Source organism: Sphingopyxis sp. OAS728 (assembly GCF_014873485.1).
In the GTDB taxonomy this organism is placed as follows: domain Bacteria; phylum Pseudomonadota; class Alphaproteobacteria; order Sphingomonadales; family Sphingomonadaceae; genus Sphingopyxis.
Window position 1 is genome coordinate 4,532,225 of sequence record NZ_JADBDT010000001.1, and the last position, 24,729, is coordinate 4,556,953.

36 protein-coding genes are annotated in these 24,729 nt (G+C 65.9%); 25 read left to right on the forward strand and 11 right to left on the reverse strand.

What is annotated here, in order from left to right; genetic code table 11:
- The first annotated feature begins 6 nt into the window (after positions 1–6).
- On the forward strand, positions 7–537 hold the full coding sequence (locus tag GGC65_RS21440; protein ID WP_192649671.1) for a VOC family protein: 531 nt from the start codon (positions 7–9) through the stop codon (positions 535–537).
- A gap of 58 nt (positions 538–595) precedes the next feature.
- Here GGC65_RS21440 and GGC65_RS21445 read toward each other — a convergent pair whose 3' ends face one another.
- A complete protein-coding gene (locus GGC65_RS21445; protein ID WP_192649004.1) occupies positions 596–1,456 on the reverse strand; it encodes a LysR family transcriptional regulator in 861 nt (286 codons plus the stop codon).
- 72 nt (positions 1,457–1,528) lie between these two features.
- Entirely contained in the window at positions 1,529–2,143 is a 615-nt protein-coding gene (locus GGC65_RS21450) for a TetR/AcrR family transcriptional regulator (protein WP_192649005.1), read from the reverse strand.
- A 53-nt stretch (positions 2,144–2,196) separates the two neighbouring features.
- Between GGC65_RS21450 and GGC65_RS21455 the strand changes: the two genes are divergently transcribed.
- From GGC65_RS21455 to GGC65_RS21505, 11 genes are all read left to right on the forward strand, one after another.
- A complete protein-coding gene (locus GGC65_RS21455) occupies positions 2,197–3,048 on the forward strand; it encodes an oxidoreductase (protein WP_192649006.1) in 852 nt (283 codons plus the stop codon).
- On the forward strand, positions 3,003–3,761 hold the full coding sequence (locus GGC65_RS21460) for a DUF308 domain-containing protein (protein ID WP_225940950.1): 759 nt from the start codon (positions 3,003–3,005) through the stop codon (positions 3,759–3,761). Before GGC65_RS21455 ends, GGC65_RS21460 begins: the two co-directional genes overlap by 46 nt.
- A 659-nt stretch (positions 3,762–4,420) precedes the next feature.
- Positions 4,421–4,744 (forward strand): DUF736 domain-containing protein, encoded by a 324-nt coding sequence (locus GGC65_RS21465; RefSeq protein WP_192649007.1) that lies wholly within the window; start codon positions 4,421–4,423, stop codon positions 4,742–4,744.
- Positions 4,745–4,830: 86 nt separating this feature from the next.
- Entirely contained in the window at positions 4,831–5,760 is a 930-nt protein-coding gene (locus GGC65_RS21470) for a HEPN domain-containing protein (protein ID WP_192649008.1), read from the forward strand.
- Positions 5,760–5,924, forward strand: a complete 165-nt coding sequence (locus GGC65_RS21475; RefSeq protein WP_192649009.1) for a hypothetical protein — start codon at positions 5,760–5,762, stop codon at positions 5,922–5,924. Before GGC65_RS21470 ends, GGC65_RS21475 begins: the two co-directional genes overlap by 1 nt.
- 80 nt (positions 5,925–6,004) lie before the next feature.
- Positions 6,005–6,280, forward strand: a complete 276-nt coding sequence (locus GGC65_RS21480) for an HU family DNA-binding protein (RefSeq protein ID WP_192649010.1) — start codon at positions 6,005–6,007, stop codon at positions 6,278–6,280.
- Positions 6,281–6,906: 626 nt separating this feature from the next.
- The gene (locus GGC65_RS21485) at positions 6,907–7,086 is read left to right on the forward strand and encodes a DUF3606 domain-containing protein (protein ID WP_192649011.1); all 180 of its coding nucleotides are present in this window, start codon (positions 6,907–6,909) and stop codon (positions 7,084–7,086) included.
- The gene (locus GGC65_RS21490) at positions 7,086–7,355 is read left to right on the forward strand and encodes a hypothetical protein (RefSeq protein ID WP_192649012.1); all 270 of its coding nucleotides are present in this window, start codon (positions 7,086–7,088) and stop codon (positions 7,353–7,355) included. Before GGC65_RS21485 ends, GGC65_RS21490 begins: the two co-directional genes overlap by 1 nt.
- A 39-nt stretch (positions 7,356–7,394) precedes the next feature.
- Entirely contained in the window at positions 7,395–7,658 is a 264-nt protein-coding gene (locus GGC65_RS21495) for a DksA/TraR family C4-type zinc finger protein (protein ID WP_192649013.1), read from the forward strand.
- Between the two features lie 45 nt (positions 7,659–7,703).
- A complete protein-coding gene (locus GGC65_RS21500) occupies positions 7,704–7,961 on the forward strand; it encodes a hypothetical protein (RefSeq protein WP_192649014.1) in 258 nt (85 codons plus the stop codon).
- Between the two features lie 135 nt (positions 7,962–8,096).
- Positions 8,097–8,552: a PA2169 family four-helix-bundle protein gene (locus GGC65_RS21505; RefSeq protein WP_192649015.1), complete on the forward strand. Its 456-nt coding sequence runs from the start codon at positions 8,097–8,099 to the stop codon at positions 8,550–8,552.
- Between the two features lie 53 nt (positions 8,553–8,605).
- On the opposite strand, the gene GGC65_RS21510 is transcribed toward GGC65_RS21505, so the two are convergent.
- From GGC65_RS21510 to GGC65_RS21550, 9 genes are all read right to left on the reverse strand, one after another.
- Positions 8,606–9,052, reverse strand: a complete 447-nt coding sequence (locus GGC65_RS21510; protein WP_192649016.1) for a DUF1810 domain-containing protein — start codon at positions 9,050–9,052, stop codon at positions 8,606–8,608.
- A 345-nt stretch (positions 9,053–9,397) separates the two neighbouring features.
- On the reverse strand, positions 9,398–9,994 hold the full coding sequence (locus GGC65_RS21515) for an alpha-ketoglutarate-dependent dioxygenase AlkB (protein ID WP_192649017.1): 597 nt from the start codon (positions 9,992–9,994) through the stop codon (positions 9,398–9,400).
- A complete protein-coding gene (locus GGC65_RS21520; RefSeq protein WP_192649018.1) occupies positions 9,991–10,173 on the reverse strand; it encodes a DUF6961 family protein in 183 nt (60 codons plus the stop codon). Before GGC65_RS21520 ends, GGC65_RS21515 begins: the two co-directional genes overlap by 4 nt.
- Before the next feature lie 9 nt (positions 10,174–10,182).
- On the reverse strand, positions 10,183–10,836 hold the full coding sequence (locus tag GGC65_RS21525; RefSeq protein ID WP_192649019.1) for an SOS response-associated peptidase: 654 nt from the start codon (positions 10,834–10,836) through the stop codon (positions 10,183–10,185).
- A gap of 39 nt (positions 10,837–10,875) precedes the next feature.
- Entirely contained in the window at positions 10,876–11,535 is a 660-nt protein-coding gene (locus tag GGC65_RS21530) for an SOS response-associated peptidase family protein (RefSeq protein ID WP_192649020.1), read from the reverse strand.
- 6 nt (positions 11,536–11,541) lie between these two features.
- Entirely contained in the window at positions 11,542–11,967 is a 426-nt protein-coding gene (locus GGC65_RS21535) for a hypothetical protein (RefSeq protein ID WP_192649021.1), read from the reverse strand.
- Between the two features lie 342 nt (positions 11,968–12,309).
- Positions 12,310–15,639 carry an error-prone DNA polymerase gene (locus GGC65_RS21540; RefSeq protein WP_192649022.1) on the reverse strand — a complete coding sequence of 1,110 codons (3,330 nt, stop codon included), beginning with the start codon at positions 15,637–15,639 and terminating at the stop codon, positions 12,310–12,312.
- Positions 15,636–17,186: a Y-family DNA polymerase gene (locus tag GGC65_RS21545; RefSeq protein ID WP_192649023.1), complete on the reverse strand. Its 1,551-nt coding sequence runs from the start codon at positions 17,184–17,186 to the stop codon at positions 15,636–15,638. Before GGC65_RS21545 ends, GGC65_RS21540 begins: the two co-directional genes overlap by 4 nt.
- The gene (locus GGC65_RS21550) at positions 17,107–17,838 is read right to left on the reverse strand and encodes an ImuA family protein (RefSeq protein ID WP_192649024.1); all 732 of its coding nucleotides are present in this window, start codon (positions 17,836–17,838) and stop codon (positions 17,107–17,109) included. Before GGC65_RS21550 ends, GGC65_RS21545 begins: the two co-directional genes overlap by 80 nt.
- A gap of 346 nt (positions 17,839–18,184) precedes the next feature.
- Here GGC65_RS21550 and GGC65_RS21555 point away from each other — a divergent pair, with 346 nt between their 5' ends.
- The 13 genes from GGC65_RS21555 (at position 18,185) to GGC65_RS21610 (ending at position 24,660) form a co-directional block, all read left to right on the forward strand.
- Positions 18,185–18,505 (forward strand): DUF736 domain-containing protein, encoded by a 321-nt coding sequence (locus GGC65_RS21555; protein WP_192649025.1) that lies wholly within the window; start codon positions 18,185–18,187, stop codon positions 18,503–18,505.
- Positions 18,506–18,630: 125 nt separating this feature from the next.
- Positions 18,631–19,314, forward strand: coding sequence for a DMT family transporter (locus tag GGC65_RS21560; RefSeq protein WP_318780208.1), 684 nt, complete (start codon positions 18,631–18,633; stop codon positions 19,312–19,314).
- Positions 19,315–19,355: 41 nt separating this feature from the next.
- Positions 19,356–19,517, forward strand: a complete 162-nt coding sequence (locus GGC65_RS23515; RefSeq protein WP_225940951.1) for a hypothetical protein — start codon at positions 19,356–19,358, stop codon at positions 19,515–19,517.
- 261 nt (positions 19,518–19,778) lie between these two features.
- Entirely contained in the window at positions 19,779–19,943 is a 165-nt protein-coding gene (locus GGC65_RS21565; RefSeq protein ID WP_192649026.1) for a hypothetical protein, read from the forward strand.
- 120 nt (positions 19,944–20,063) lie between these two features.
- Positions 20,064–20,498, forward strand: coding sequence for a hypothetical protein (locus GGC65_RS21570; RefSeq protein WP_192649027.1), 435 nt, complete (start codon positions 20,064–20,066; stop codon positions 20,496–20,498).
- A 325-nt stretch (positions 20,499–20,823) separates the two neighbouring features.
- Positions 20,824–21,141 carry a DUF736 domain-containing protein gene (locus tag GGC65_RS21575; protein WP_192649028.1) on the forward strand — a complete coding sequence of 106 codons (318 nt, stop codon included), beginning with the start codon at positions 20,824–20,826 and terminating at the stop codon, positions 21,139–21,141.
- 182 nt (positions 21,142–21,323) lie between these two features.
- Complete coding sequence (locus tag GGC65_RS21580) at positions 21,324–21,533, forward strand: transcriptional regulator domain-containing protein (protein ID WP_192649029.1); 210 nt, start codon at positions 21,324–21,326, stop codon at positions 21,531–21,533.
- Between the two features lie 13 nt (positions 21,534–21,546).
- Positions 21,547–22,104: a DUF2285 domain-containing protein gene (locus tag GGC65_RS23520; protein WP_318780209.1), complete on the forward strand. Its 558-nt coding sequence runs from the start codon at positions 21,547–21,549 to the stop codon at positions 22,102–22,104.
- A gap of 117 nt (positions 22,105–22,221) precedes the next feature.
- On the forward strand, positions 22,222–22,473 hold the full coding sequence (locus tag GGC65_RS21590) for a helix-turn-helix transcriptional regulator (protein WP_192649031.1): 252 nt from the start codon (positions 22,222–22,224) through the stop codon (positions 22,471–22,473).
- Positions 22,473–23,015, forward strand: a complete 543-nt coding sequence (locus GGC65_RS21595; protein ID WP_192649032.1) for a DUF2840 domain-containing protein — start codon at positions 22,473–22,475, stop codon at positions 23,013–23,015. The genes GGC65_RS21590 and GGC65_RS21595 overlap by 1 nt, the downstream gene beginning before the upstream one ends.
- On the forward strand, positions 23,012–23,599 hold the full coding sequence (locus GGC65_RS21600; RefSeq protein ID WP_192649033.1) for a S26 family signal peptidase: 588 nt from the start codon (positions 23,012–23,014) through the stop codon (positions 23,597–23,599). The genes GGC65_RS21595 and GGC65_RS21600 overlap by 4 nt, the downstream gene beginning before the upstream one ends.
- Positions 23,599–23,931: a DUF736 domain-containing protein gene (locus tag GGC65_RS21605; protein ID WP_192649034.1), complete on the forward strand. Its 333-nt coding sequence runs from the start codon at positions 23,599–23,601 to the stop codon at positions 23,929–23,931. Before GGC65_RS21600 ends, GGC65_RS21605 begins: the two co-directional genes overlap by 1 nt.
- Positions 23,932–23,934: 3 nt before the next feature.
- Positions 23,935–24,660, forward strand: coding sequence for a lytic transglycosylase domain-containing protein (locus GGC65_RS21610; protein ID WP_192649035.1), 726 nt, complete (start codon positions 23,935–23,937; stop codon positions 24,658–24,660).
- Positions 24,661–24,729: the final 69 nt, after the last annotated feature.

Genomic DNA, 24,729 nt, shown 5'->3' on the forward strand with positions numbered 1-24,729 from the left:
ACTGTCATGACCGCACCTCTCATCCGCGGCGTCAATCATATCGGCATCACAGTGCCCGACATCGAAGCCGCAAAATCATTCCTCGTGGAAGCTTTCGGTGGTCAGCTGATCTATCAGTCCTTCGGACCGGAGGATCCGCCGCGGCAAGGACCTGAGTTCGAGCGCGCCGTTGGCGCTTTCCCTGGAACGGTCGTGCGCGCGCAGGCGATGGTCAAGATCGGAAGCGGACCCGATATCGAGCTCTTCGAAATGCACGGCCCTGAACAGGCTCAGCCGATCCGGGCGAGCGATTTCGGTATCACGCACTTCGCTCTCTATACCGACGATATCGATGCATCGGTCGAGCGCTTCGAAAAGGCCGGCGGCACATCGCTGACGGCGCCCCGCGCCATTCCTTATGCAACCGAGAAAGGTGCCGGAAACAAGGTCTGCTACTGTCGCATGCCTTGGGGCACGACGATGGAATTCATCACGACGCCGGATCGAATGCCCTATCATGACCTGACGGATCTGCGCCGGTGGCAGGACGAAGACTGACGAGGACCGGGACGCTGTCCTCGCGCCAATATCGGCGTGCATACCCCGGGACCTCGGGTCAGGGCAGCACCTCCCGCAGGTGATCTTCCACCACCCCAATGAAAGCGCGCAGGCGCTGCAGGTGCTTCAGATCGCGATGATAGCCCATCCATATATCGCGACTTGGCGGAGCCGATGGAAGGTCGAGTCGGCGCAGTCCCGGGATGTGATTGCCGACTGCGCGGGGAAGGACGGCGATGCCGACACCCTCTTTGCACATGCGTGCCTGGACGTTGCGATTGTTGGAAAGCATGGCCGGCGCTGCGTTCGGGAAGCTCTCGATCAGCCAGGCGATATCAGGGAACTGCCCCGTCGACGTGTCGTGCGTGATAAGTCGGAAGCCCGTCCCGTCGCCGAAGACCGGCTCGGGTCCGTCTGCGGCAACATATACGCTGTAGTTCAACCGGGCGAGCCGCCGTTGCACGATGTCGGCGGTGTCGAAGGGGACGATCCGGAAGGCGATGTCCGACTCACGCTGGGCAAGGCTGAAGAGGCGGGTCCCCGTGAGGATCTCGACATCGATGCCCGGATAGGCGCTCGTATATTCGGCGATGATCGGGGGCAGGACGTAGGCGCCGAACCAATCGGCCGAGGATATGCGCAAGGAGCCACGAAGCTGCTGCTCGTGTCCCGCAAGCCGCCTTTCCATGGCAAGCGCGCCCTCTTCCATCTGTTCCGCCAGAGCGACGATGGCGCGTCCCTCCTCCGTGAGGACGTGTCCGTCCGCGGTTCTCTGGAACAGCGTTTGGCCTGTCGCCTCCTCAAGCGCGCGGAGGCGCCGGCCGACTGTGGGATGGCTGAGCCGCAGCGAGCGCGCGGCGCCGCCGAGCGTACCGGTCCGCAGCACGGCCAGAAAGATGCGGACGTCGCTCCACTCCATGTCATGTCCTCACATGTCGTATTGGCGGGGTAGAGCCCGGCATCTCTTCGATCGCTTATCGATCTTTCCGCCTCATAATCGGTCCGGATTTGCGGCGAAGCCCTGCAGCAGGCCGCTCGCCACGTCCTGGGCATTTGCTGTGAGCTCTTCATCAGGGAGTTCGCCTGCCGTCCAGAAGGACAGAGTTCCGCGGAAAGCAAAGGCGAGCTGCCTCGGCAATGTCCGTAGCGCTTCGTCTCTGCTCGCGGCAACCAAGCCGTTGCCGTCGCCGAGGGCCAGCCGCCACAGACCCGTCGATAATTCCAGTGCCCGGCCGGGAGCCGGGCCTGCGGTTCCGATCCAGCCCATCACCGCCCGATTGACCCGCGGCTCTTCGAGCATGCCCTCTGCCGCTATGCGGATGGCGAGCAGCACCCGGTCGGTCGCATTCGCGAGGGTCGGATGTTCGGAGAAACGCTTCGCCATTAGCTCGATGCGCCGTTCGGCCAGCGCGTGCATGATCGCCGCTTTGCTCCCGAACTGGTTGAAAGGCGTCGCAAAGCTGACGCCGGCCTCGGAGGCGAGGTCGCGCATCGAGAATTCGGCCTTGCCTTCGCGAAGCAGTCGTTCCGCCGCGTCGATGACGCGCTGGCGGACGGGTTCGCCGCGCGTAGCGGTGGCGTCAGATGGGGTCTTGATACGTGCCATGTCACTATCTATATCATGATATAGTTACTGATCCTATCCACTGGAGTTAGACCATGGCCGCAGTTCTCCCCAAGACCTTTCTCATTACCGGTGTCAGTTCAGGCCTGGGGCGCGCCTTTGCGACCGGCGCCCTCGAAGCGGGGCATCATGTTATCGGGACGGTCCGACATGAGGAGGCCGCCGAAGCCTTCGCAGCGCAGGATCCGGTTCGTGCACACCCGGTAATACTCGATGTCACGAGGTTCGAAGAGATTCCGGCAGTGGTGTCCCAGGTCGAACGGGATTTCGGCCCGGTCGACGTGCTGGTGAACAATGCCGGCTATGGTCATGAGGGCGCGCTGGAGGAATCCTCGATGGACGACCTGCAGCGGCAATTTGCGGCGAATGTCTTTGGCCCCGTCGCGATGATCCAGGCGGTCCTTCCCGCTATGCGGGCGCGCCGGAGCGGCCACATCGTCAACGTGACCTCGATGGGCGGCTTCATCACGATGCCGGGGATCAGCTTTTACTGCGGCAGCAAATTCGCGCTCGAAGGCATTTCTGAATCGCTGGGCAAGGAACTGGCGGGTTTCGGAATCCGGGTGACCGCGCTCGCGCCCGGGCAATTCAGGACCGATTGGGCCGGAAGGTCGATGGACCGCACGCCCCGCAGCATAGCCGATTATGATAGCGTGATGGACCCGATCCGTGCCGCCCGCATGGCCAAGAGCGGGAACCAGCCCGGCGATCCCGCCGGCGCGGCGCAGGCCTTGCTGGCCTTGGTCGACGCGCCAACCCCGCCGACACGGCTGTTCCTCGGTACCGATGCGCTGATGCTCGTGGAACAAAAGCTCGACGCGATGCGCGCCGAGATCGCTCGTTGGAACGAGCTTTCGCGGTCCACCGACTTCGCGTCTGCCGCATAGGCTTATCGCCTGGACGGCGCCGTGAAGATGCGCCGGAACGGGCTTCAATCAACTCGGCATTCGTTCGCCGCGCTCGCGCGCGCCTGGTCTGCCTGCTCAAGAGGAAAATCGATATGACAATGGTTGACGAATCTTCGCCATCGAACAGCGAATGGCTGAAGCGCTATTTTGCGGCGCGCGCTTTCTTCTCGGCTTTGTGGGTGGCTTCGGCTCTGGTCGTCGGTAGCGCCCACCCGATCATCGGGATCGGACTGATCATTTCCTACCCGGCATGGGACAGCCTGGCCAATTATGTCGACGCGCAGCGCAGCGGCGGACTTCGCTCCAACCCGACGCAGATGCTCAACATGATCGTGAGCGCGATCGTTGTGCTGGCAGTTGCCGTTGCTGCGACGCGGAACTTTCATGCCGTGATCGCCGTGGTCGGTGTCTGGGCAACGCTCGCGGGCATTCTTCAGCTTTCGACGGCCGCGCGGCGGTGGCGCAGTGCGTCTGCCCAATGGCCGATGATCTTGAGCGGCGCGCAGTCGGCATTGGCGGGTCTGTTCTTCCTAGCGAAGGCGAACGATCCCGCTTCCAGTCCGGGCGTCGCCGATGTCGCGCCCTATGCGGCTTTTGGTGCATTTTATTTTGCCGTGGCAGCCATAATGCTCTTCCGGAAATCCGGAGTTCGCAACAGCGCAGTTGGCGATCCCGGTAGCGAGCGCGCCTGACTGCCCTAGGGCAACCGCTTTGAAAGTTCGAACGCCAAAAGCCGGCCGTTTCCAAACGGCCAAAAACTGCCTGCCGAGGCGGCTCGAATGCGTAACTGACCTGGCGGGTCACCGCAGCATCGATCATTGCGCGACAGATTGCGCCGAGGTCGCTATCGCCAGCCTTGGCGGCCTTCGCCGTCGCTGCGTTCAACATTGCCGTGTCGGGTTCGCGGAGTGTCATCGTTGCCGCCCACGCTTCTGGTGCATAGTCCTGCCAAAGCGGCTTTCCGTCCATCGTTGCCCCGGCGGATTGGCATCCAGCTCACATAATGCGCGGGCGACTCGTTCGAGGCCATTCGTATATCCGGAGAAGAGCACATAGTCGGTGCGGTCCGGACGCAGGTTCCGCCATTGGCACATGCGCTGTCCCTCCGTGATCGCCGACCGTCACACCTATCTCCTTCTCGAATTGCCGCGTCTCTGACGCGAGCGAAAGGGGCTCGATGTTGCACCAAGCCTGCGGGGCCAGTCCCGGGCCTTGTCTTGGCACGGTGCCGCGCGCCCGCAATGGGCTCCGCCCATCCTTCGCTCCGCTACGGCCTGCGGTGCGGGCACGCTGCCGGCGCCGTGCCCTGACCGTCGGCACGGGAATGTCCCGTGCAGGCAGGAGATGCATCATGGGCGCGATCGGCATGGTCAGCGGCACAATCGAAAAGGGTTACGTCGGCGAGATACGGACGCTCTCGATCCGGGCGAAGATCGAGATCAGGCCGAACCGCGGCAAGGGCGCGACGCTTCAGCCGGACTTTCGCGTCTGGTCTGACGACGTCGAGATCGGCGCAGGGTGGCTTCGCGTCGGACGTATGTCCGCCGAGCCCTATGTCTCGCTTGCGCTGGAAGCTCCCGAGTTTGGTCAGCGACGGCTTTATGCGAATCTCGGCCGAGCCGCAGGTCAGGACAATCCGGACTGCTACGCCATCATCTGGAACCCGATGGACTAAGCACTGTTGCTCCGCGACCGCCATCTCGTCCGGATTGGCGACAATCAGGGTGCAACCCGCGCGGCAGCTTGTTAGGGTGATTATCAATGCGCAGCAGTATCGATCATCTTCCCGCCCAGAAGCAGCGCGAACTCGAACGCGTCGTCGAGATCATCTTCGAGGAATTCGAGGATGCACTGGCGCTCGCGACGCAGGACTGGAAGCGGAAGGGCCGGATCTCGAAGGTCATCCTTTACGGCAGCTACGCGCGCGGCGGTTGGATCGATGAGCCCCACACGGCCAAAGGCTATCAGTCCGATTATGACCTGCTGATCATCGTCAACGACAAGCGGCTGACCGACCGCGTCGAATATTGGTCGAAGCTCGACGACCGGCTGATCCGCGAACTGACGATGACAAAGTCGGTACGTACCCCGGTGAATTTCATCGTTCACAGCATCGATGAGGTGAACCGCGGTCTCGCTGAAGGGCGTTACTTCTTCATGGACGTCGCGAAGGACGGGATCGCTCTCTATCAGGCGGTCAATGACGATCTTCCCGAACCGCATCCGAAGTCGCCTCACGCGGCGCTCGAGATGGCGCAGGAATATTTTGACGAGTGGCTTCCTGCGGCACAAGGAATGATCGAGACGGCTGAGTTTAGCCGGACGAAAAGACGGCTGAAAGATGCGGCGTTTCTCACACATCAAGCAACTGAGCGGCTTTATCATTGTGTGCTTCTGGTCTGCACATTCTACACCCCGCATGTGCACAACCTCGCTTTCTTGCGGACCCAAGCCGAGCGGGTCGACGACCGGCTGTTCGATGCGTGGCCGAGCCAGACTAAGGCCGATCGCGCTCGCTTCGAGAAGCTGAAGGACGCCTATGTGAAGGCCCGCTACTCGAAACATTATCGCATCACCGAGGAGGAACTGGCCTGGCTGGGCGAGCGGGTTTCGGTGCTTTCGGATATCGTCGAGACGATCTGCCGCGAGCGCATCGCGCAGCTCGAATCCACCGCGCGGAGTGCCGGCTGATGGCGGTCCCGCCCAGCGCCACCGACCTGTTCGCGGCCTTGCGTATCCTCGTGCTCATCGACGAGGAGCGGGGGCTCTTCGATCGCGGCGCCGAGGAGGGCGGCTACCGGTCCGAGGAACTGGAGAAGGCGCTCGAGGTCGTGCGGGCCGCAGTCGCCGAATGATCGCTCTGGCGGGGGCGTTCGCTGCCGACTATAGCGCCTGACCGGTCAGGGGAGGGCCCTGTCCGCTTCAGGAGAATATCATGAACCACGCCGATCTTTCGGACAATGTCGCAACCGCGCTCGGCCTCTCGAAGGCCGAAGGCAAGAAGGCCGTCGACGCCGTCTTCGCCGCGATCGCCGAGGCCGCCGCCAAGGGCGAAGAAGTCTCGGTCAACGGCTTCGGCAAGTTCAAGGTCAAGGAATCGGCTGCGCGCGAAGGCCGCAATCCCTCGACCGGCGCGACGATCCAGATCGCGGCATCGAAGAAGCTCGGCTTCTCGGCTGCCAAGGCGGTCAAGGATCGCCTGAACGGCTGATGCGTTCACCCCGCCGGCGTTGCCGGCGGGGATTGCGCGCGGCGCTGATGAGCGCGCACTGGCCTCGCAGGCTCGGCCAGGGGTCGCGCGTCTTCTCTCGGCCGCGCAGGCGCACTCGCCTCGCTTTCCTTGCAGCGCGGGCGCGCCCGGCTCCCGCGGGTAAACGGCGCTTCGCACCGTTCCGGCCTCCGCTTTGCTCCGGCCGACCCGCGCTCGCCGCGCGCACGCCGCGCCGCTGCGGGCTCGGCAAGAGCGCGGCTGGTCCGGCCCTACGGGCCTGCGTCTGGGCGGCTTGTGCTGTTGGTACGCCTATGTCCTCGGTCGTTCCTCGAACGTGCGGACGAAGCGGCAACTCTTCTGTTCGAAGCCCGGCGAGCCGAAGAAAATTTGCTCAGTTGGGACCATCATGCCGTGCATTGCCTCGATCATCTGCATCGATCTCATTTGAGCCGCTTCTCAGCCGCCGCGAGCATCGCGGCCCGCGATGCCGCCGCGGCGTTGGCTCTTCTTGAGGGTGTTGTGACCGACGGGACCGATCGGGAGAGCGTTCGTTCGTGCAGGCGTCGCTGCAACCCGGCGCGGGCGGCACGCGTTGCCCCGCTATGTGCGAAGCAGGAGTTTGAAGCATGTCGGACGACAAGAAGCAGACCGGTGCCTCCGACCGCGACCGGATCAGCCTTAGCGAGGATTATGAGATCCGCGACTGGACCGCATCGCTCGGCGTGAGCGAGGAGGAATTGCGCGAGGCGGTCGATGCCGTCGGCAATACCGCCGACGCGGTTCGCGCCTATCTGAAGAAAAGCTGATGCCGACGGACTTCGACCGCGCGATGACCTCGCCCATCGAGCGGGTGGCACGCGTGCTCGCGGGCCATGCGCTCAGCCGCAACGGCGAGGGCGATCTGGCCTCGGCGGGCGAAGCGGTGGACGCGCTATGGGGTGAATATAGCGACGCGGCGCTCGCCGTGCTGCGGACGCTTCGCGAACCGAGCGCGGCGATGCTTGCCGCCGGTGACGGCGAAATCTGGGATCGGATGATCCATGCCGCGATCGAGGAAGAGACGATATCCGATTAAGGCGGCGGCCGATGGGCGCCGCGATCTTGGGACAGGACAATGGCAAATGGTTGGGCGCGCGACGGCGCCGTACAGGATCAGATCGACGACACGGTAGCCGATGCGGTCAAGCTCGCCCGGCTCCGCCTCGCCGAGGGCGAAGGCTCCGACTATTGCGAGGATTGCGGCGAACGCATTCCGGAGGCCCGCCGCAAGGCGCTGCCTGCAAGCCGAACCTGCGTTGCGTGCCAGACGGCACGCGATGCGAAGCGGCGGCAAGCGGGCATCAACCGGCGCGGCAGCAAGGACAGCCAGCTTCGCTGAGGCCGATGGCTGCGCTGGATTGCCGGTTAAGCCGCAGGAGCGAATATGTCTTCCGAATATGAGCATGGGCGGAGGGACGGCCTCCGGCTGGCGCTCGCGGTCCTCGCGGCCGAAGAAGAGAAATGGGCGGCGCTTCTCGGCGAAAGCCGATCCTGGCGCACGAACAAGGATCGTGAGGTCCGTCACAAGGCGCTGAGGGTGGCGCAAACCCGCATTCGCACAGCGCTGAACAAGCTCGCTCCGGCCGATGGCGAGGCCAGCGACGCCGAACTCGCGGCCGCGCTCGCCAAGGCAGGGCTATGATGTCCGCGCCATGCCTCGGCCCGTCGCAAAACGAGCGCATGAGGATGTATTTCCGGGAAACTTTTGCCGCGATTGGCTCGTTGCTTGGACAGGTGCCGGCATGTCGCCGGCACGCTCTCCCGAAAGGATCTGCTCATGTTCGATGACAAGAATATCGCGACGCTGAACTCGCTGATCGCAACGACGCTCGACAGCGTCGACGGCTATCGCAAAGCCGCCGAAGAAGCCAATGCCGCGCAGTTCCGCGAGATTTTCCTCAGCCGTGCCAATGAGCGGCAGTCGGTCGTCTCCGACTTCCAGGCAAAGGTGCGCGAGCTCGGCGGCAATCCCGAAGATGACGGCACCATCCTCGCGTCGGCGCACCGCGCCTTCCTCGGCCTTCGCGACAAGCTCACCGGACCTCGCGACGACGATGCAGTGATCGCAGAAGTCGAACGCGGCGAGGATCATATCAAGTCGAAGTTCGAAAGCGCGCTCGGCGATACCGATCTCGATCCCGCCGTGCGCCAGCTTATTGAAACCGGCTATGCCTCCGTCCGGCAGGGCCACGACCAGATGTCGGCTCTCAAACATGGTCTCGGCGCCAGCTGATCACTCCCGCCAGCTGGCGACATGGTGGCGGCCCCGGACGACCGGGGCCGCCTTCATGTTGGTGAGGGTTCGATTGCCGTAGCTGCCAACAGCTTTAGCGTCTTCTCGTCGCGCTTGCCCGCGAACCAGCGATCGAGCGCGGCGGAGATCAGCGGTTTGGCGCCGGCGGCCTCGAAGAGGGTGAGCGAGGACTGGAGCTTCTTCGCATCCGTTTCGCCGAAGACCGGGACCGGATCGCTGCTGCCGAGATCCTGCAGGGCTTCCACGCAGGCGATGTAGCGCGCGCCGAGTATCGGGTGTTCGAGATAGGCGCGCGCCTCTTCGAGTGAGGCGATCGCATAAAGCTGCGCTGTGGCGCTCCGCCCGAGACCGCTGAGCTGCGGGAAGATGAACCACATCCAGTGGCTGCGCTTGGCGCCGCGGCGGATCTCCTCGAGCGCGCGCGCGAAGACGGGCTCCTGCGCGTCGATGAAACGCTCGAGTGCCCCTGCCTGATCCATGACTTCGCTCCCTCACGCGCGCTTACGCCAACGGTTCTTGCCCGCTGCCCCCCGACAGTTTTTTCGCCTTGGGTGACCGCCGCGAGTCGGGTCAAGACGCGCATCGCTTCGATGCGACGGGCTGCGGGAACTTGTGCGATCGCATTTCGTTCAATCGAGGCACGGGCCTCGCGGCGATCATCGGTCGACCGGAACCATGTGCAAGACGCCGCGCCGGTCGCTGGTCCCTCCGGCGTGGCGGAACTTTCGGGCCGCGGCGGCCAGGATGTCCGCTAACCGTCCCCGGTACCCGCCGGGTCTTTCGACCCTTGCAAGTCCCGGCGGGTCGTCCCTTTTCAGCTGGGTTCAAGGTCCGTAGCGGTCGCGCAGCGTTCGGAGTGTGATCGACCAGCGCGGCTCCTCCATCGCAGCAATGCTATGCTCCCAATCGGCGCGCGCTTCGCCATCGAGGTGATAGATAGAGCGCGGTGCGAGCGGCAGCGCGAAACGCTCGAATTTCTCGCCGCTCCGACGCCGGAAACGCATCGTCGCCGCGGCACCGAGCGAGATCCCGATGACATGCTCGAAGACGGGTCGGTCGCGGTGCCAGCCGATCCCGGCACCGGGACCGTAGGAGATGAGCAGTGCCTGCGCGATATTCGCCGGCGCAATGCCCGCGAACCCCGCGGCGCGCCCCGCGATTGCGCGGAGCCAGGGTGGCAGCGGTTCGGCACGGCTGAACGCTCCGGCCTCGAAGTCATAATGCCAGCCATAGGAGCGGGTGAGCCTTTTGCCTTCCCATTGCTGGAAACGAAAGGGCGTGAGCTCGGCGGCTTCGATCCGGGCGATGAGCGACTGTTCCTCCTCGGGCGTGAGGAATTCGGGTGCTGCCGCGAGACCGGGCAGCAGGGCCGTGCCGAAGAGATCGTCCTGCACCCCCGATATCGTCTTGCCGCCGCTCATTGCGGCGCGAGCCGCGCCATGCGCGCGGCGATCGCCTTCCAGCGCGCGATCCCGGCGGCGTCGCCGGCAAGGGCGAGGGCGCCGATGCGTTCCGCCACGAATGTCGGTGCGCGAGCGCCATGCAGCCGCTCGATCGCGACGGCGCAGGCCCAAAGATGCTGTTCGTGTGAAAGCGGCATCGGGCTGGCTCAGATGAAGGTGGGCTGTTCGGGCGCGGGCTTCCGGCGGTTCCACGGTTCGCCGGTTCGCTCCATTTCGATCAGATCGTCGGGAAAGCAGCGGTCCTGGAACGCGATGACATCGTCGAGGCCGCCGCGGAGCCACCGATCATATTCGCCCGGCATGAGCAGCACCGGCATACGGTCGTGCACCGGCCGGATGGCTTCGTTGCAATCGGTCATGAGGCCTGAATAGACCGGACCCCATTCGTCGCTCGCCTTCCACATCCCGGCCCAGGCGAAGATCGGCTGGTTCTTCACACGAAACCAGGTCCGCGTTTTCGATCCTGCCTCGCCTTCGGCCTCGGCGAACTCGGTGACGGGGATGATGCAGCGGTTCTCGGGCTTGCCGGCGATGAATTTCCACATGAAGCTCGACAGGTCGGCGATATTGTTCACCGCCTTGGGCTTGATGGGCAGCCCGGTCTTTTTGCTTTTCTGCGGGAGCGGAAAGCCCCAGATCATCTTCTCGAGGAGGCGCCGGCCTTCGGCCTCGCGCACGACCATGCCGGGATAGCCGGGCAGCGTCTCCTCGGGGATGTTGAATTCGCCCGGCGCAAGATCCACGCCGAAGTGGGCGGCGACTTCGGCGGCGCTTTTTCGCTCGGTGTAGAGATTGCACATGGGCTGAAGCCTATCACGAAATGCGCGGGCGGGAAGCGCTCAAAGGAGCGACGCCTGGGGCTGCGCCGATGGCGGCAGCTTGCCGCTGCGCCAGAGGTCGTCGGTGTGCTCGACGGTAAAGGCGTCGGCAGGCGGGGGCGGGCGGAACTGCAACGCTATCACATCCTTGATCGTGCCATGGAGCCAGCGCTCATATTCATGGGGCTCGAGCAGCACCGGCATGCGGTCATTGTATGGCATCACCGCCGCGTTCGCGTCCATCGTCATGCCTGCATAGACCGGGCCGAACTCGGCCGTGTTCTTGCAAAAGCCCGCCCAGGCCATGATCGGCTGCCCTTCGAGCGAGAACCAACTTCGCGTCTTCTCGCCCGGCGTCCCGTTGGGGTTGGCGAAATGGGTGAGCGGAATGAGGCAGCGATATTTGGTCTCGACGACGAGCATCTCCCACATCGGGTTGGTGAGATCGGCGACGAGGCCGATGCGCCCCGGCGGATCTCCGCGCAGACGCATTTCGCGGGTCAGGCGCGGGAAGCCCCAGAGCATTTGACCCAGCACACGGCGGCTGTTCGCCTCGCGCACGACGAGGCCGGGGCAGGCCTCGATGGTCTCGGACGGCACCGCGATATCGACATCGCCGCGGGCCGCGAAATGATCGGCGATCTCGGTCGCTGTCGCTGCGAGGGCATAGAGCCGGCTCATGTCGCCCTAATAGGGGATTTCCGTGATGAACTGAATGAGTTCTGCAAATGGCGCGGGGTCGAAGCCAAGGCCTTCGTCGGTCCGTATCAGCTTCGCCCGCGCGCCCGCCTCGTAAAACGCATCGGCATCGGTCTCACCGAAGGGATCGTGAAGCTGGCACCAGCGGTCCATCGCGATGGCGCGGGCGTGCAGCGCCATTCCGGCATAGGGTGCGGGCGCAAAGCCATAGTCGCTCGCGAAGGCCGCGAGCCGGCGGCCATGCTCCGCGATATCGGCCTCGCTTCGGACCGGGACGGCCGCGATCGTCTCGATAGCGGCGCGCATCTGGGCGCCCGTAATATGGACGCTATTGAGCGAGCTGACGAAGCCTTCGGGCGCGAACAGGTCGACTAGGTCGGGTTCGGCCTCAATTTCCGTCGATGCGTCGCTCAAGCCGTGCCTGATTGGAACTACCTTGCTCACGCGAATATCCTTGTTCGAGTCGCGGATAATATAGGGAACAAAGGCGGAACATTCAACGTTGGCTGCCATGCGTGTGACCGGCCCGCGGAATACGCTCGGAACTCCGGAATGCCGCGCAAGTTACTCCGGCGAAAGGAGAAAGCGATGACCGTTCGATCATCATCATGGGTCGCAGAGCCCGCTCGCAACCGCCGTCCAATTCCCCTGATCCATCCGAGCTGGAAACATGGCGCCGATGAGCGCGAAGCGCCGCGGGCGAAGCTCAAGGCTGATGAATTCTGGGGCCGGCTCGGGCTCTGAGCGGCTGCTCGTTCAGCGAAAATCGCGCGGCTTGATCTTGATGCCTTTGGTCGGCTGACCCGGGACGATGCCCGAGCCGAGCCGAAGGTCGGGGATATAGATATCGCGGGGATTGCGGCCGAGCGGCCGCGTCTCGGGATCGCGCGGGTCCGGACTGACGGGGCTCTTCACGACGTCGGCGCGGCTGACACGGTAGATGTCCGAGACATCCTGCCGGTTGCCGACGCTCGCGAGCATTGGCGACATATCCTCGAGCCGCTGCGCGATGACATGGATGACATCGCCCTCGCGCTGCACCTGTCCGCGCACGCCCATCATCGAGGCCCCGAGCACGATGCGGCGATTGGCTTCGAAGACCTTGGTCCAGACCACGAGATTGGCGACATTGGTCTCATCTTCGAGGGTGATGAACATGACGCCCTTCGCCGAGCCCGGCTTCTGGCGCACAAGTACGACGCCCGCGAGGTTGACCCAGCGGCCGTCCTTCGTCGTCTGAAGCTCCTCGCAGGTGATGAATTTCCTGGCCCTGAGTTCGTCGCGGAGAAAGGCGAGGGGATGCGCGCGAAGCGACAGGCCCGACGCCCGGTAATCCTCGACCACCTCGGCGCCTTCGCCCATCGGCGCGAGCAATGTCTCGGGTTCCAGCGCTTCGCGCTGGAGACGTCCGGCGCGTTCGTCGGCAGCCTGAAAGAGGGGAAGGGCGGCATGGCCCAAGCCTTTCACCTCCCACAGCCCTTCCCGGCGCGAGCTTCCGAGCGAGGCGAAGCCGTCGGCGTCGCCGATGCGGTCGAGCGCTCCGCGCCCGACCCCCGCGCGGCGCTGGATCTCCTCGGCGCTCGTATAGGGTAGGCCCGCGCGGGCGGCGACGATCGCGGCGCCGTCCTCATTGGCGAGGCCGCGGACCATGCGGAGGCCAAGGCGGACCGCGAGATATTTGCCGTTTCCATGCCGCGCGTCGCCGGGCTCGAGCGAGCAGTCCCAGCGGCTCATGTTGACATCGATCGGGCGGACCTCGACGCCGTGCTGGCGCGCGTCGCGGACGATCTGCGCGGGCGCGTAGAATCCCATCGGCTGGGCGTTGAGGAGCGCGGCGCAGAAGGCGTCGGGATGATGGCATTTCATCCACGACGAGGCATAGGCGATGAGCGCGAAGCTCGCGGCATGGCTTTCGGGGAAGCCATAGGAGCCGAAGCCCTCGATCTGCTTGAAGGTCTTTTCGGCGAACTCGCGCTCATAGCCGCGGCGCACCATGCCATCGATCAGCTTGTCGCGAAAATGCGAGACCCCGCCGGTGAGTTTGAAGGTCGCCATCGCGCGGCGGAGCAAATCGGCCTCGCTCGCCGTGAATCCCGCGCATTCGATCGCGACGCGCATCGCCTGCTCCTGGAACAAAGGCACGCCCAAGGTCTTCTCGAGCACGCGGCGCAGCTCCGGCGTAGGATAAGTCACCGCCTCCTCGCCGTTGCGGCGGCGGCGGTAAGGATGGACCATGTCGCCCTGGATCGGGCCCGGCCGCACGATCGCGACCTGGATCACGAGATCGTAAAAGGTCTTCGGCGCCATGAGCGGGATCGAAGCCATCTGCGCGCGGCTCTCGATCTGGAAGACGCCGAGCGTGTCGGCCTTGCGGATCATCTTATAGGTCGCGGGATCCTCCGCAGGGATCGTAGAAAGATCGTGCGCGATCCTCTTGTCATTACGGAGGAATTCGAAGGCGCGGCGCATGCAGCTCAGCATCCCGAGCGCGAGGATGTCGACCTTCATGAACCCCAGCGCGTCGATATCGTCCTTGTCCCATTCGATGACCTGGCGATCCTCCATCGCCGCGGGCTCGATCGGCACGAGCTCGTCGAGCCGGTCGCGCGTCAGCACGAAGCCGCCCGGATGCTGCGACAAGTGCCGCGGCGTGTTGATCAGCGTGCGCGCGAGTTCGAGCGTCAGCGCGAGGCGCTTGTCGCTCATGTCGAGGTTCAGCTCTTCGGCATGCTTCTCCTCGACGCCGTCGCGGCTATAGCCCCAGACCGCGCCCGCGAGCCCGGCGGTCACATCTTCGCTGAGCCCCAGCGCCTTGCCGACCTCGCGCACCGCGCCGCGCGAGCGGTAGCGCGTGACGACGGCGGTGAGCGCGCTGCGCGTCCGGCCATAGGTCTCGTAGATCCACTGGATGATTTCCTCGCGCCGCTCATGTTCGAAATCGACATCGATATCGGGCGGCTCGCGCCGTTCGGCGCTGACGAACCGCTCGAACAATAGCTCCGATCGCACGGGATCGATCGAGGTGATGCCGAGCACATAGCAGACCGCGCTGTTCGCCGCGGAACCCCGGCCCTGGCAAAGAATCTCGCGGCGGCGTGCTTCGGCAACGATCGAGTGGACCGTTAGAAAATAGGGTGCGTAATCGAGCTGTCCGATCAATTGAAGTTCATGTTCGAGCTGGTCGCGGATCTTGCCGTCGATGCCCTCGGGATAGCGGGCGGGTGCTTTCTCCCAGGTCAGGCGCTCAAGCTCCTCTTGCGGCGTGCGGCCGCTGTCGCCGATTTCGTCGGGATATTGATATTTGAGTTCCTCGAGGCTGAAGGCGCAGCGCTCGGCGAATTCGAGCGTCCGCGCGACCGGCGAGGCATCCTTGAGGTAGCGGCGGAACAGCCGCTCCATCTCGGCCGCGGACTTCAGATAGCGATCGGCGAAGCGTTCGCGCCGGTCGCCAAGCTCGTCGATCGTGCATTTCTCGCGGATGCAGGTGACGACATCCTGGAGCAGGCGGCGCTCGGGCGCATGGTAAAGGACATCGTTCGTCGCGAGCGTCGGCACGCGCGCCTTTGCCGCGAGCGCCGCCAGATCGCGCAGCCGCACCGCGTCGCGCGGACGGCGGCGGATCGCGAGCGCCATATAGGCGCGGCTGCCGAAGATCCGCTTCGTCCGCGCGAGCGCCGCCTCGCTCGCCGCGTCGGCGCGATCGGGAAGGAATATCGCGAGAAGCCCCTCATTCCATTCCGCGACATCGGCCCAATCGAGGTGACACGCGCCCTTGCCGGCGCGCGTCTTGCCCGCGCTGAGCAGACGGCACATGCGGCCATAGGCCGTCTTGTCGGTGGGATAAAGAAGCAGCGCGGTGCCGTCGGCCAGATCGAGCCGCGTGCCGGTGATCGCGCGCACGCCGGTCGCCTTCTCGGCATCCCAGGCGCGCACGATTCCGGCGACGCTGTGGCGGTCGGCCACGCCGAGCGCGGGCAGGCCGAGCAGCGCCGCCGCCGCGAACAGCTCGCCCGGCGACGAGGCGCCGCGCAGGAAGCTGAAATGGGTGGTGACCTGGAGTTCGACATAGGCGGGCTCGCCCGTCACGCAAAAGCTCCGTGGACGAACCAGCGCATAGACCCGGTCGAGGCATGGACGCCGTCGCCAAGGCGGAAAAGCCAATAGCGTCCGCCGCCCTCCGTCTCGACCTGATAATAGTCGCGAACGCTGAGCGGCGTTTCTCCCTCGATGCCGCCATCGCGCCACCATTCGCCATGGAGGCGCTCGGGACCGTCGCCCTGCGTCACCCGGTAGCGCTTGCGGCGCCAGACGAACATGCGCGGCGCATCGTCGGGCAGCAGCGCGATCACGTCGATCGGCTCGGGCCGAGCGAGCATCCGCGAGGGGCGGGGGAGATCGTCGGCGAAGGGCTGGCTCTCGCCGCCCTGCAGCGCCGGCACGAGCGCCACGGACCGCTCGGGCATTATGCTTGGACAAGCCTCGGCGCGGTGAAGGCCGCGCTGGCCGAACCGGTTGGCGAGCGCATCGACGAGCGCGGCAAGATCGGGGCCGCGGCGGGCAAGGCTTTCTAGCCCTTCACCTTGCCGGGCGCCCTGGTCCTCGATCAGCGGCGCAACGAGCGTCATCGCCTCGATCCCGAGACCGGGCTCGATACTCTCGATCTTCGCGGCGAGCAGCTTCGCGAGATGCGCCGGATCGCGCGACGGCGCGGCGGTGCCGATGCGGATCGCCTGGGTGTGGCCATCGACCCGGTGGAAAAAGCAGTCGAGGCGCCGCGCCCCCTTGCCGGCGCGGCCGAGCTGGCTCGCGACGTCCCCCGCAAGATCGCCGATGACCTGCGCGAAGGCCTCGGCCGTCGCGATCGGCTCCATGAAGCCGCGCCGCGCGCGCGGCAATTGCTCGGGGAATATCGGCTCGATCGGCTCGGGCAGGGTGCCCAGCGCCTGGTCGAGCCGGCGATGGAGCGCGCACCCGAAGCGCTTCGCGAGCGGGCCGCGCGGGGCGCCGATCAGCTGCTCGATGCGTTCGAACCCGAGTTTGCGCAAGGCCTCGACGTCGGCGGGGGGCAGGCGCAGCGCCGCGATCGGCAGCAATGCGATCGCCTTGCGATGCGCGCCGGGCTCGACGGTCACCGGGCGGCCCGCCGGCACATAGCGGGCCGCGGCATGCGCGCAGCCCGCCGTGTCGGCGACCGCGATCTGGAGCGACAGCCCGAATGCGGCGGTGCGCCGGTGGAGATCCTTCAGCAGCGCGCGCTCGCTCCCGAACAGCGCCGCGCAGCCGGTGACGTCGAGCCAAATGCCGTTCGGAGGATCGGGTGCAACCATCGGCGAATAGCGCCGGCCCGCCCAGAGGGCGAGGCGGCGCAGGCCCTCGGCGTCGGCTTCGGGATCGGCATCGACGACGTCGAGCTCGGGCGCGAACGCCCTCGCTTTCGTGATCGTCATGCCGGGCGATATGCCGAGGGCGCGCGCCTCTTGGCACGTCGCCGCGACGATCCGCCGGCCATGGTCGGGGACCGCGGTAACGAGCGGGCGCGCAGAGGTCGCGGCGTCAGGCCGAGGCTTGCTGGTCTTCCTGCGCAGCCGGTCGGTCGACCAGTGCGGCAGGAAGAGCGATACGACCCGTCGCATCGCACCCCTCCAATATCCATTGATGCGGATTGCCGCCGCGCACCCGTTCGAGATCGACGCGCCAGCGCGGACGTCCGAGGCTCGGGATCCCGAGATCCTCGCTCGGGATGGCGGTCACCCGCCAGCGCGTCAGCGCGGCCGTCCCTTCGACCGCCGGCCCGGTCTTCGAGGCGCGGCGGAACAGAAAGGCGGGAACGCCCGAGGTCTCGGCGGCGAGCTGGAGCCGCTTGGACGCGGTGACCGTATATTTGGCGACCTCGCCGACTACCCCGGCGAGACCCTGGTGGCGGAGGCATTCCTCCATTGCGAGCAGGACATTGGTGTCGCTGCCCGCCTCGACATGGATCAGTCGGTCCGGATGAAGGCCCGCAAGATGGAGGGCAGGGGCGAAGAGGTCGCGCCAGCGCAGGCACCAGAAGACGGGGCCTTCGGTTCGGGCGAGAATGCCCGCAAGGAAGATCGTCGCGCTCGCATCGTCGGCGAGTTCGGGACTGCCCGCGACCTCGTGGAGCGCGCCTGTCGCCAGCCCGCCGCCGGGCAGGCGCGAGTCGACGGCATCAAGTTCGAACGGGATGACGTCATGACGCGCGGCCACGCCTTCGATTCGCGCAATTTTGGCGCGAAGATCGGCGAGGACGGCGGATTGGCGCATGACATCATAAGTTCCGGTGGCGGCAGTTCGTTCCCTCTTTGTTCCTTTCCGCCTTTTCGAGTCAAGCGGCTGCTGTTCCTTCTGCGACGGGTGGAGGAGGGGCACGAGGTCGGGAGGGGCCACAAGGGCCTTCGTTTCCCGGCCTTTTTTTCGCGTGGCCGCAGTGGCCGGAATTTCTCCGGTTGCCGCAGGGCCAATCCCTCTTCGGGCGCCTTCTGCGGTCCCGGCTCGCCTTCGCCGTCAACCCCATGCGGGGTTCGCCCTCGCGTTCCGCTCGGTGACGGCAGCTCGCGGGCCCTTGGGTTGGCGCCATCGGGATGGTCCCGAGCAACCAAGGAGACTTCACATGGCCACTATCGCAAAACTCGTCGCCAAGGCCGACGGCAGCTTCGAAGGCACGCTTGCAACCCTCAGTGTTACCGCGCCGATCGCGATCCTGCCCAACGGCCGCAAGGTCAAGGACAGCGAGCCGGATTACCGGGTCATCAGCAAGAAAAACGGATTCGAACTGGGCGCCGGCTGGATCCGGACCTCGCAGACGACCGGCGCCGAATATGTCTCGGTCTCGCTCTCGGCCCCCGAACTCGGCACGATGTACTGCAACATCGCCAATGCGCCGGGCGACGACGCCTCACAGAAGGTTCTGATCTGGAACCCGCCCAGCTGACCGGACCCGGGCCCCGCCTCCTGGCGGGGCCTTTTCCGTCTTTTTGCGCCGCCGCAATTGCGGCAGCCGGGGCAAGGGGATAGGGGCAGCGTCGCGGCCGCGGGCCGCTCCGGAGGTTCCGTCCAGTGCGCGTGCGCGATTTTTTCCTTCTCACATTGGTCTGCCTGATCTGGGCCTTCAACAATGTGCTGAGCAAGATCATCGTCGACAATTGGGCGATCCCGCCGCTTTTCTATGCGGCGCTCCGCTTCGCCGTCGTCGCGCTGGTCATGCTGCCCTGGCTCTGGCCGATCCCGCGCCCGGCATGGCGGATCCTGCTGATCGCGCTGTTGATGGGCGGCGGCAATTTCGCGCTGCTGTTCATCGCGCTCCAGACCGCGTCACCCTCGGCGACCGCGATCATCCTCCAGCTCGGGGTGCCCTTCACGATCCTGCTCTCCGTGCTGATGCTCGGCGAGCGGATCCACTGGCGCCGCGGGCTCGGCATCGGCCTGACCCTGCTCGGCGTGCTCATCGTCACCTGGCGCCCGGAGGGATTTTCCCTGTCGGCGGGGCTAGGCTTCGTGGTGGCTGCCGCCTTCGCTGGCTCCGCCGGCGCGGTGCTGATGAAGCAGGTCGAGGATGTCACGCCATTTCGTTTTCAGGCCTGGGTGGGTTTTGTCTCGATCATCGTGCTGGGGATCGGATCCGCATTGTTCGAAGAAGGACATATCGCGGCGGCGACGGCGGTCGGATGGCCTTTTGCGATCGCGGTGCTGTTTACCGGCTTGTCGTATCGGTCGGCGCTCACTCGGCCTATTATCATCTGATACGCCAATATGAGGCCAATCTTCTTGCGCCTCTGACCCTGATGACGCCGCTCGCGACCATCGGCTTTGGCGTTCTCATCACCAATGACGCGTTCGATACGCGAATGGCCATCGGAGCGACGCTCGCCCTCGGGGGCGTGCTGATCGTGGCGTTGCGGCGCAAACCCGCCACCGCCTTGCTGGTCGACCGCGAACAACGATAGCGCCGTCCGGCTAGCAATCCGTCATCGCCCGGCATGGATTGGGCCGGGAGAGGGCAGGCGCGCAGGACCGGCTCCGGCGCGTTCCATCCCCGCACGCAAGCCGCTGATCCCTTGGCCGAGGCCATCCCTCCGTCAATCAACCCGCGAGGGGTCCCTTCGCTACGCTTGGGCCGCAGCCTGCGGCCGCGGTGATTGCGGTCTGGCCCCGTCCGGCGGGGCGCCTGTCGAGCGGGAATGGCCCGCTCCCGCAGGAGCTTCGATATGCCGCTTTCAACTGCCCAATCGCTCGGCTGGAACCTCGCCCGCACGATGATGACCATCATCGTCCTCATCGAAACCTCGAACGGCTATACCGTGATGCCGCTCGACGAATTCGACGGTGATCCGGCGACGATCGTCAGCGAATATGACCCGTTCGGGCGCTGACCCCGAACTCGATCCGGGGTGGTTCCAGTTGCGGTTCCACCCTGCGATCCGGCCTGCTAATCTGCTCTTGCAGATTGCGCTGTGGTGGTGGTGGCAAGCGCGTCCTGAAGGAGGACGCTTGTGACCTTCATGATCATCCTTGGCGCTGCGGCAGCTGTCTATCTGACAGTGCTGATGTTCCGTTTGGCCGCCCTTGCACTGCCGCTCTACGCCGGGATCGGCGCGGGAATCTGGTTGCATACACATGGCTATGGTTATGGCGCGTCGATCGCCGCGGGGCTGCTCACGGGCTTGATCGTCTTGGGGACCGGGCGAATGATCAGCGCTGCGGCGCCGCCGCTGCTTGGCACCGTTGTGGCACTCACCTTTGCTCTTCCGGCAGGTGTCGCCGGATATCAGGCAGCAAAGGGGCTCGCGGGACTCCTGCTCGCCGAGGGCGCACTTCTGGAATGTCTCGGGGCTGCGGGCGCGGTGACCGCCGCGGTTTCCGCCTGGCGGAGTCTCGTGGGAACGCAGCGATATCGATCCGAGGAAGGCGTCCCGCTAGGGGCCTGACCGCGAACGAACGGCGACGCGATTTCGCTCGAGATTATCGCACCGTCGCCATCGCTCTCCGTTTGCGTGGGTGCCGCACCGGTCCGGCCTCTCGATTTGCGCGATCTGCCGGCAAGCCGCTGACGCTGGATCGCTGGCCGCAACGGCGGAGCCTGCGACTTTCTTCCCCCGGCGTGCCGCCGTTCCTCGCGAAACAAGAAAATCTTAGCGCCGCCATCCTCCGCTTCGCTCCGGGCCCGAGGGCTGCGGCACGATCCCTTGCCGCCTGCCGATGCGCATCGAGGCCGCGCTGGTGCGACCACGACATGCAGCAAAGGAAATCGTCATGAGCAAGATCGGAAGCTTCAAACTGGTGTCGGGCGAATATCTCGGCGAGATCGTAACGCTCTCGGTGCAGGCGAGGCCGGTCCGCATCGTTCCGGAAAAGAATTCCACCGGCAATGCGCCGAGCCACCGCGTCTTCGTCAGCGATGCCGAAGTGGGCGCCGCCTGGCAAAAGACGAGCCAGGACAACAGGCCCTATCTCTCGGTCAAGCTCGACGATCCGAGCTTCATCGCGCCGATTTTCGCGCAGCTCTTCCCGGGCGAGGAGGGCGAGCATGATCTCGTCTGGAACCGCCAGCAGCGCCGCGGCGACAATTGATCCTGCGACATCGCCCGGTTCCGACCGGGCGATGTTACCACCAGATTGAGGATGTTAGCGTGCGGGATTGAGACGAATTTGCGCTAAGCATCGTCGCTTGCGCGCCGGTAACCAGGTCGCCGCCAGCGACGGAACCGGCTCTATTTCGCGGTTTATTCTCCTCAAACGGGACGGAGGTGCGAATGGAACAGGCAGCCGGGTGGCAGTCGCCATATTTTCAGAAAATATTCGAGCAATATGATCGCGCCGATTTCGCGCAGGAGTTCCTGCGGCGAAATCCGGCCTATCGCCGTGCCTATGCGGCCGCCGCCGCGGCGCGGGGCGCCGAGCGGCGCCGGCGCTTGCGGCGGCTCGCCAGCCGCTGGGGGTTGGTTTTTCGCCCTGGACCCTGACCTGTCGGCCGACGTGGCACCCGCCCTGTGGCAGCCGCAATCATGCGCCTTCGTCACCATCGCCCGCCCCGCGCCGAAGGGCTTCGCGGCGCTGCGCCTCGCTGAAATATTCGATGGACCCGAAGTGTCGGCAGAACTTCTTGCCTACCGCGACTGGCATGTCGTGCTGCGTGCGGGGGGACGTCGCTACCGGCTGTTGATCCGGCGCTGCCTTGCGAACGAGCGTCTTGCCTTCCTCGCCCCGGCCGACGCCGAGACCGAGCTTCGTGCCTCGTTGATCATGTCCCTGCACCGGGAACTGCTCCACATCGGCGGCGGTGCGCCGCCGACCGGGAGCGCGCCCGGGCCGACCGAGCGCTGGCGGCTCGTCCAGTGGCTGCGTCTTCTCGACGCGCTGGACGAAGGCGCGCCGGCTCGCGAGATCGCCGCGGCGCTGCTGCTTGCCGATGCCGGCGGCTATTCGGCTTCCGAATGGGATGCCTCGAGCGAACGGCGGCGTATCGCACGCTGGCAGCGTGCTGCCATTGCGATGCGCGACGGCGGCTTCAGCGCCCTGCTTCGCTCGGCCTGATCGGGACATTCCGCACGCCGCCTGTTTGTCCGTTCCGAATCCTTCCTCTGATTTCCCAATGTCGCCTTTCGGTTCCTGGAGCCTTCGGTTGGTTCCGGTTGCTGGCAGGAGGCAAGATTGTCCGACCGTCCCGTGCCCGTCGCACCGCGCTATTTGAGGACGCCGGAGGCGGCGGTTCATCTCAGCCTCTCGCCGACGACGCTCGAAAAGCATCGCTGCTACGGAACCGGCCCGCGCTACCATAAGCTCGGCGGCCGCATCGTCTATGCGATCGCCGATCTCGACGCGTGGGCGGCGATCGGGCGCAAGACCTCGACCTCCGATCCCGGCGCCGGAACCATCTCGCCGCTTCGCCCGGGGCGCCGCTGATGCGCGCGCTTCAGGCCGCGCAGCCATCCGCCGCGACGGCTGCCTGCCGCGCCGATGGCGCCGCCAAGCCGTCGTCGGCCTCCGGCCTGACTGACGTCGAGCTGACATGGATTGCAGGCCGTCTCGAGCAATGGATACGCTTCGGACGCGTCGCGGCGGACCGCATTGTCAATCGCCGGACGCGTATCGCCTCCTTCCGGCCCGGCGCCATCTTCGCGTTCATACGCTGGACCTCGAACGATTTCGGAACGATCCATTCGAGCATCGCGATCGTCGAGGCCGTCACGCCGGGGTCGCCGTACGCGACCTATCCGTTCATCCGGCCCGGCGGCGACCTGCTGCTCCGTCTCGATGGCTGGCCGAAGGTCGAGCAGGTCCTGAAGGCCATCGATGCGATCGAAGCGGCGGACGTCGATCCGTGCGACGTCGCGCCCGATCACTGGCGCCATATCGGTAGCCAGCTTTCCGCCGGACTGCCGTTCCGGCCCTATGGGGCCGACCGCCACGCCGCATGGCTGCGGCGCAAGGCGATCGGTTCATGAGGCGGCGCCGGCTCCGCGCGGCGCTCGTTCCGGGGGTAATCTTCGCCGGGCTGTTCGGCGCGGTCGCTGCGCTCGCGCCGCAGCCCCGGCTCGTCTGGAACGCGAGCGCGAGCATGCCCATCGGCCTTTACGGCGTCGAGGTCGGGCGCCGGCCGCAGGCCGGCGAGCTTGCGCTGATCGACCCGCCCGAGCGTGTCGCGGCGTTGCTCGCGGAGCGCGGTTATCTGCCACGCGGCGTGCCGCTGCTGAAACGCGTCGCTGCCAGCGACGGTGCGCTCGTCTGCCGGAGCGGCAGCTTTGTGACGGTCGATGGCAGAGGGGCCGCGAGAGCCCATGCGCGCGACCGATCGGGCCGGCCGCTGCCGCGCTGGCTCGGCTGCCGCCGCCTTCAGCGCGGCGAATATTTTGTCCTCGGTGCCGCGCCGGGCAGCTTCGACAGCCGCTATTTCGGGCCGCTGCCTGCAGCGGCCGTGATCGGCACCGCCCATCCGCTGTTCACCCGCGATGCCCCCGGCACGCCGCTGCGCTGGCGCACGGGCGCTCCGCATCCCCCTTCCACCGCGTATGAAAAGGAACCCCAGTGATGATTATCGGCAATTTTCAATCCGCAGACGACGGCTTCGCGGGGCAGATCCGCACGCTTCTTCTCGATGCGATGATCGCGATCGTTCCGGCGCAGCCGTCCGACACCGAGAACGCGCCCGCATGGCGCGTTCTCCTGGTCGAGGCCGACAATGGCATAGAGATCGGGGCGGGATGGGAACGGCGCAGCGAGCGCGCCGGATCCTATGTCGCGCTGCAGATCGACGACCCCGTGCTCGGTGCACCGATCCGCGCCAACCTGCTGCGCTCGGCGCAGAATGAAGACGAATACCATCTTCTCTGGTCGCGGCCTATGCCGCGCGACAAGGCCTGAGCGGTGACGCGTCCGGCTCGCTCTGCGCGCGTCCGCGCCGCGCGCATCGCCGCCGCGCTGTTCTTCCTCGCACCGCTGTGCGGTGCCGCAGGGAATGCGTTGGCGGCACCGGCTCCGCCGGGCGCGCCGCATCCCTATGCTGCGCATGTTGCCGAGGCCTCGCTTCGCTTCGGCATCCCGGAGAACTGGATCTGGCGCGTGATGCACGTCGAAAGCCGCGGCAATGCCCGCGCTGTTTCTCCTGTCGGCGCGATGGGTGTAATGCAGATCATGCCCGCGACCTGGGCGATGCTCAGCGCACGCCATGGCCTCGGGCGTGACCCCTTCGATGTGCGCGCAAATATCCTCGGCGGTGCGGCCTATTTGCGCGCGATGTGGGATCGCTACGGCGATGTCCGCCTGATGCTTGCGGCCTATAATGCAGGACCCGGCCGCGCCGACGCCTACGCGGCGGGGCGGCGCGGTCTGCCTGCCGAGACGGTCGCCTACGTCGCAGCGATCGCGCCCGCGATCGGCGCATCGAGCTTCGCTCCGCTCGCTCCCGCGCCGTCCGCAGGCGCGCCCGCCTGGCGCAGCGCGTCGCTCTTTGCCGGTCGCGGTGGAAGCAACCAGCCGGGCAGCTCCGCTGCACCGGCGCTGCAGGCCGAGCGCGCGCCGGCGGCAGCTTCGCTGCCCGCCGCGCGTCCTCTCCCGTCGATGTTCGTTCCGCTTTCCGGTAGCGACCGTTGAGCGTGATGCATGGCTACCGCCACCCTCTGATCGAAGCCGATTTTAGCGGACGACGGGTTGGAATATGCC

What these genes read in the sequence shown, in the direction of transcription:
- GGC65_RS21440 (WP_192649671.1), top strand. Translation starts at nt 7, where the DNA reads ATGACCGCACCTCTCATCCGCGGCGTCAATCATATCGGCATCACAGTG.
- GGC65_RS21445 (WP_192649004.1), bottom strand. Translation starts at nt 1,456, where the DNA reads ATGGAGTGGAGCGACGTCCGCATCTTTCTGGCCGTGCTGCGGACCGGT.
- GGC65_RS21450 (WP_192649005.1), bottom strand. Translation starts at nt 2,143, where the DNA reads ATGGCACGTATCAAGACCCCATCTGACGCCACCGCTACGCGCGGCGAA.
- GGC65_RS21455 (WP_192649006.1), top strand. Translation starts at nt 2,197, where the DNA reads ATGGCCGCAGTTCTCCCCAAGACCTTTCTCATTACCGGTGTCAGTTCA.
- GGC65_RS21465 (WP_192649007.1), top strand. Translation starts at nt 4,421, where the DNA reads ATGGGCGCGATCGGCATGGTCAGCGGCACAATCGAAAAGGGTTACGTC.
- GGC65_RS21470 (WP_192649008.1), top strand. Translation starts at nt 4,831, where the DNA reads ATGCGCAGCAGTATCGATCATCTTCCCGCCCAGAAGCAGCGCGAACTC.
- GGC65_RS21475 (WP_192649009.1), top strand. Translation starts at nt 5,760, where the DNA reads ATGGCGGTCCCGCCCAGCGCCACCGACCTGTTCGCGGCCTTGCGTATC.
- GGC65_RS21480 (WP_192649010.1), top strand. Translation starts at nt 6,005, where the DNA reads ATGAACCACGCCGATCTTTCGGACAATGTCGCAACCGCGCTCGGCCTC.
- GGC65_RS21485 (WP_192649011.1), top strand. Translation starts at nt 6,907, where the DNA reads ATGTCGGACGACAAGAAGCAGACCGGTGCCTCCGACCGCGACCGGATC.
- GGC65_RS21490 (WP_192649012.1), top strand. Translation starts at nt 7,086, where the DNA reads ATGCCGACGGACTTCGACCGCGCGATGACCTCGCCCATCGAGCGGGTG.
- GGC65_RS21495 (WP_192649013.1), top strand. Translation starts at nt 7,395, where the DNA reads ATGGCAAATGGTTGGGCGCGCGACGGCGCCGTACAGGATCAGATCGAC.
- GGC65_RS21500 (WP_192649014.1), top strand. Translation starts at nt 7,704, where the DNA reads ATGTCTTCCGAATATGAGCATGGGCGGAGGGACGGCCTCCGGCTGGCG.
- GGC65_RS21505 (WP_192649015.1), top strand. Translation starts at nt 8,097, where the DNA reads ATGTTCGATGACAAGAATATCGCGACGCTGAACTCGCTGATCGCAACG.
- GGC65_RS21510 (WP_192649016.1), bottom strand. Translation starts at nt 9,052, where the DNA reads ATGGATCAGGCAGGGGCACTCGAGCGTTTCATCGACGCGCAGGAGCCC.
- GGC65_RS21515 (WP_192649017.1), bottom strand. Translation starts at nt 9,994, where the DNA reads ATGAGCGGCGGCAAGACGATATCGGGGGTGCAGGACGATCTCTTCGGC.
- GGC65_RS21520 (WP_192649018.1), bottom strand. Translation starts at nt 10,173, where the DNA reads ATGCCGCTTTCACACGAACAGCATCTTTGGGCCTGCGCCGTCGCGATC.
- GGC65_RS21525 (WP_192649019.1), bottom strand. Translation starts at nt 10,836, where the DNA reads ATGTGCAATCTCTACACCGAGCGAAAAAGCGCCGCCGAAGTCGCCGCC.
- GGC65_RS21530 (WP_192649020.1), bottom strand. Translation starts at nt 11,535, where the DNA reads ATGAGCCGGCTCTATGCCCTCGCAGCGACAGCGACCGAGATCGCCGAT.
- GGC65_RS21545 (WP_192649023.1), bottom strand. Translation starts at nt 17,186, where the DNA reads ATGCGACGGGTCGTATCGCTCTTCCTGCCGCACTGGTCGACCGACCGG.
- GGC65_RS21550 (WP_192649024.1), bottom strand. Translation starts at nt 17,838, where the DNA reads ATGCGCCAATCCGCCGTCCTCGCCGATCTTCGCGCCAAAATTGCGCGA.
- GGC65_RS21555 (WP_192649025.1), top strand. Translation starts at nt 18,185, where the DNA reads ATGGCCACTATCGCAAAACTCGTCGCCAAGGCCGACGGCAGCTTCGAA.
- GGC65_RS23515 (WP_225940951.1), top strand. Translation starts at nt 19,356, where the DNA reads ATGACGCCGCTCGCGACCATCGGCTTTGGCGTTCTCATCACCAATGAC.
- GGC65_RS21565 (WP_192649026.1), top strand. Translation starts at nt 19,779, where the DNA reads ATGCCGCTTTCAACTGCCCAATCGCTCGGCTGGAACCTCGCCCGCACG.
- GGC65_RS21575 (WP_192649028.1), top strand. Translation starts at nt 20,824, where the DNA reads ATGAGCAAGATCGGAAGCTTCAAACTGGTGTCGGGCGAATATCTCGGC.
- GGC65_RS21580 (WP_192649029.1), top strand. Translation starts at nt 21,324, where the DNA reads ATGGAACAGGCAGCCGGGTGGCAGTCGCCATATTTTCAGAAAATATTC.
- GGC65_RS21595 (WP_192649032.1), top strand. Translation starts at nt 22,473, where the DNA reads ATGCGCGCGCTTCAGGCCGCGCAGCCATCCGCCGCGACGGCTGCCTGC.
- GGC65_RS21600 (WP_192649033.1), top strand. Translation starts at nt 23,012, where the DNA reads ATGAGGCGGCGCCGGCTCCGCGCGGCGCTCGTTCCGGGGGTAATCTTC.
- GGC65_RS21605 (WP_192649034.1), top strand. Translation starts at nt 23,599, where the DNA reads ATGATTATCGGCAATTTTCAATCCGCAGACGACGGCTTCGCGGGGCAG.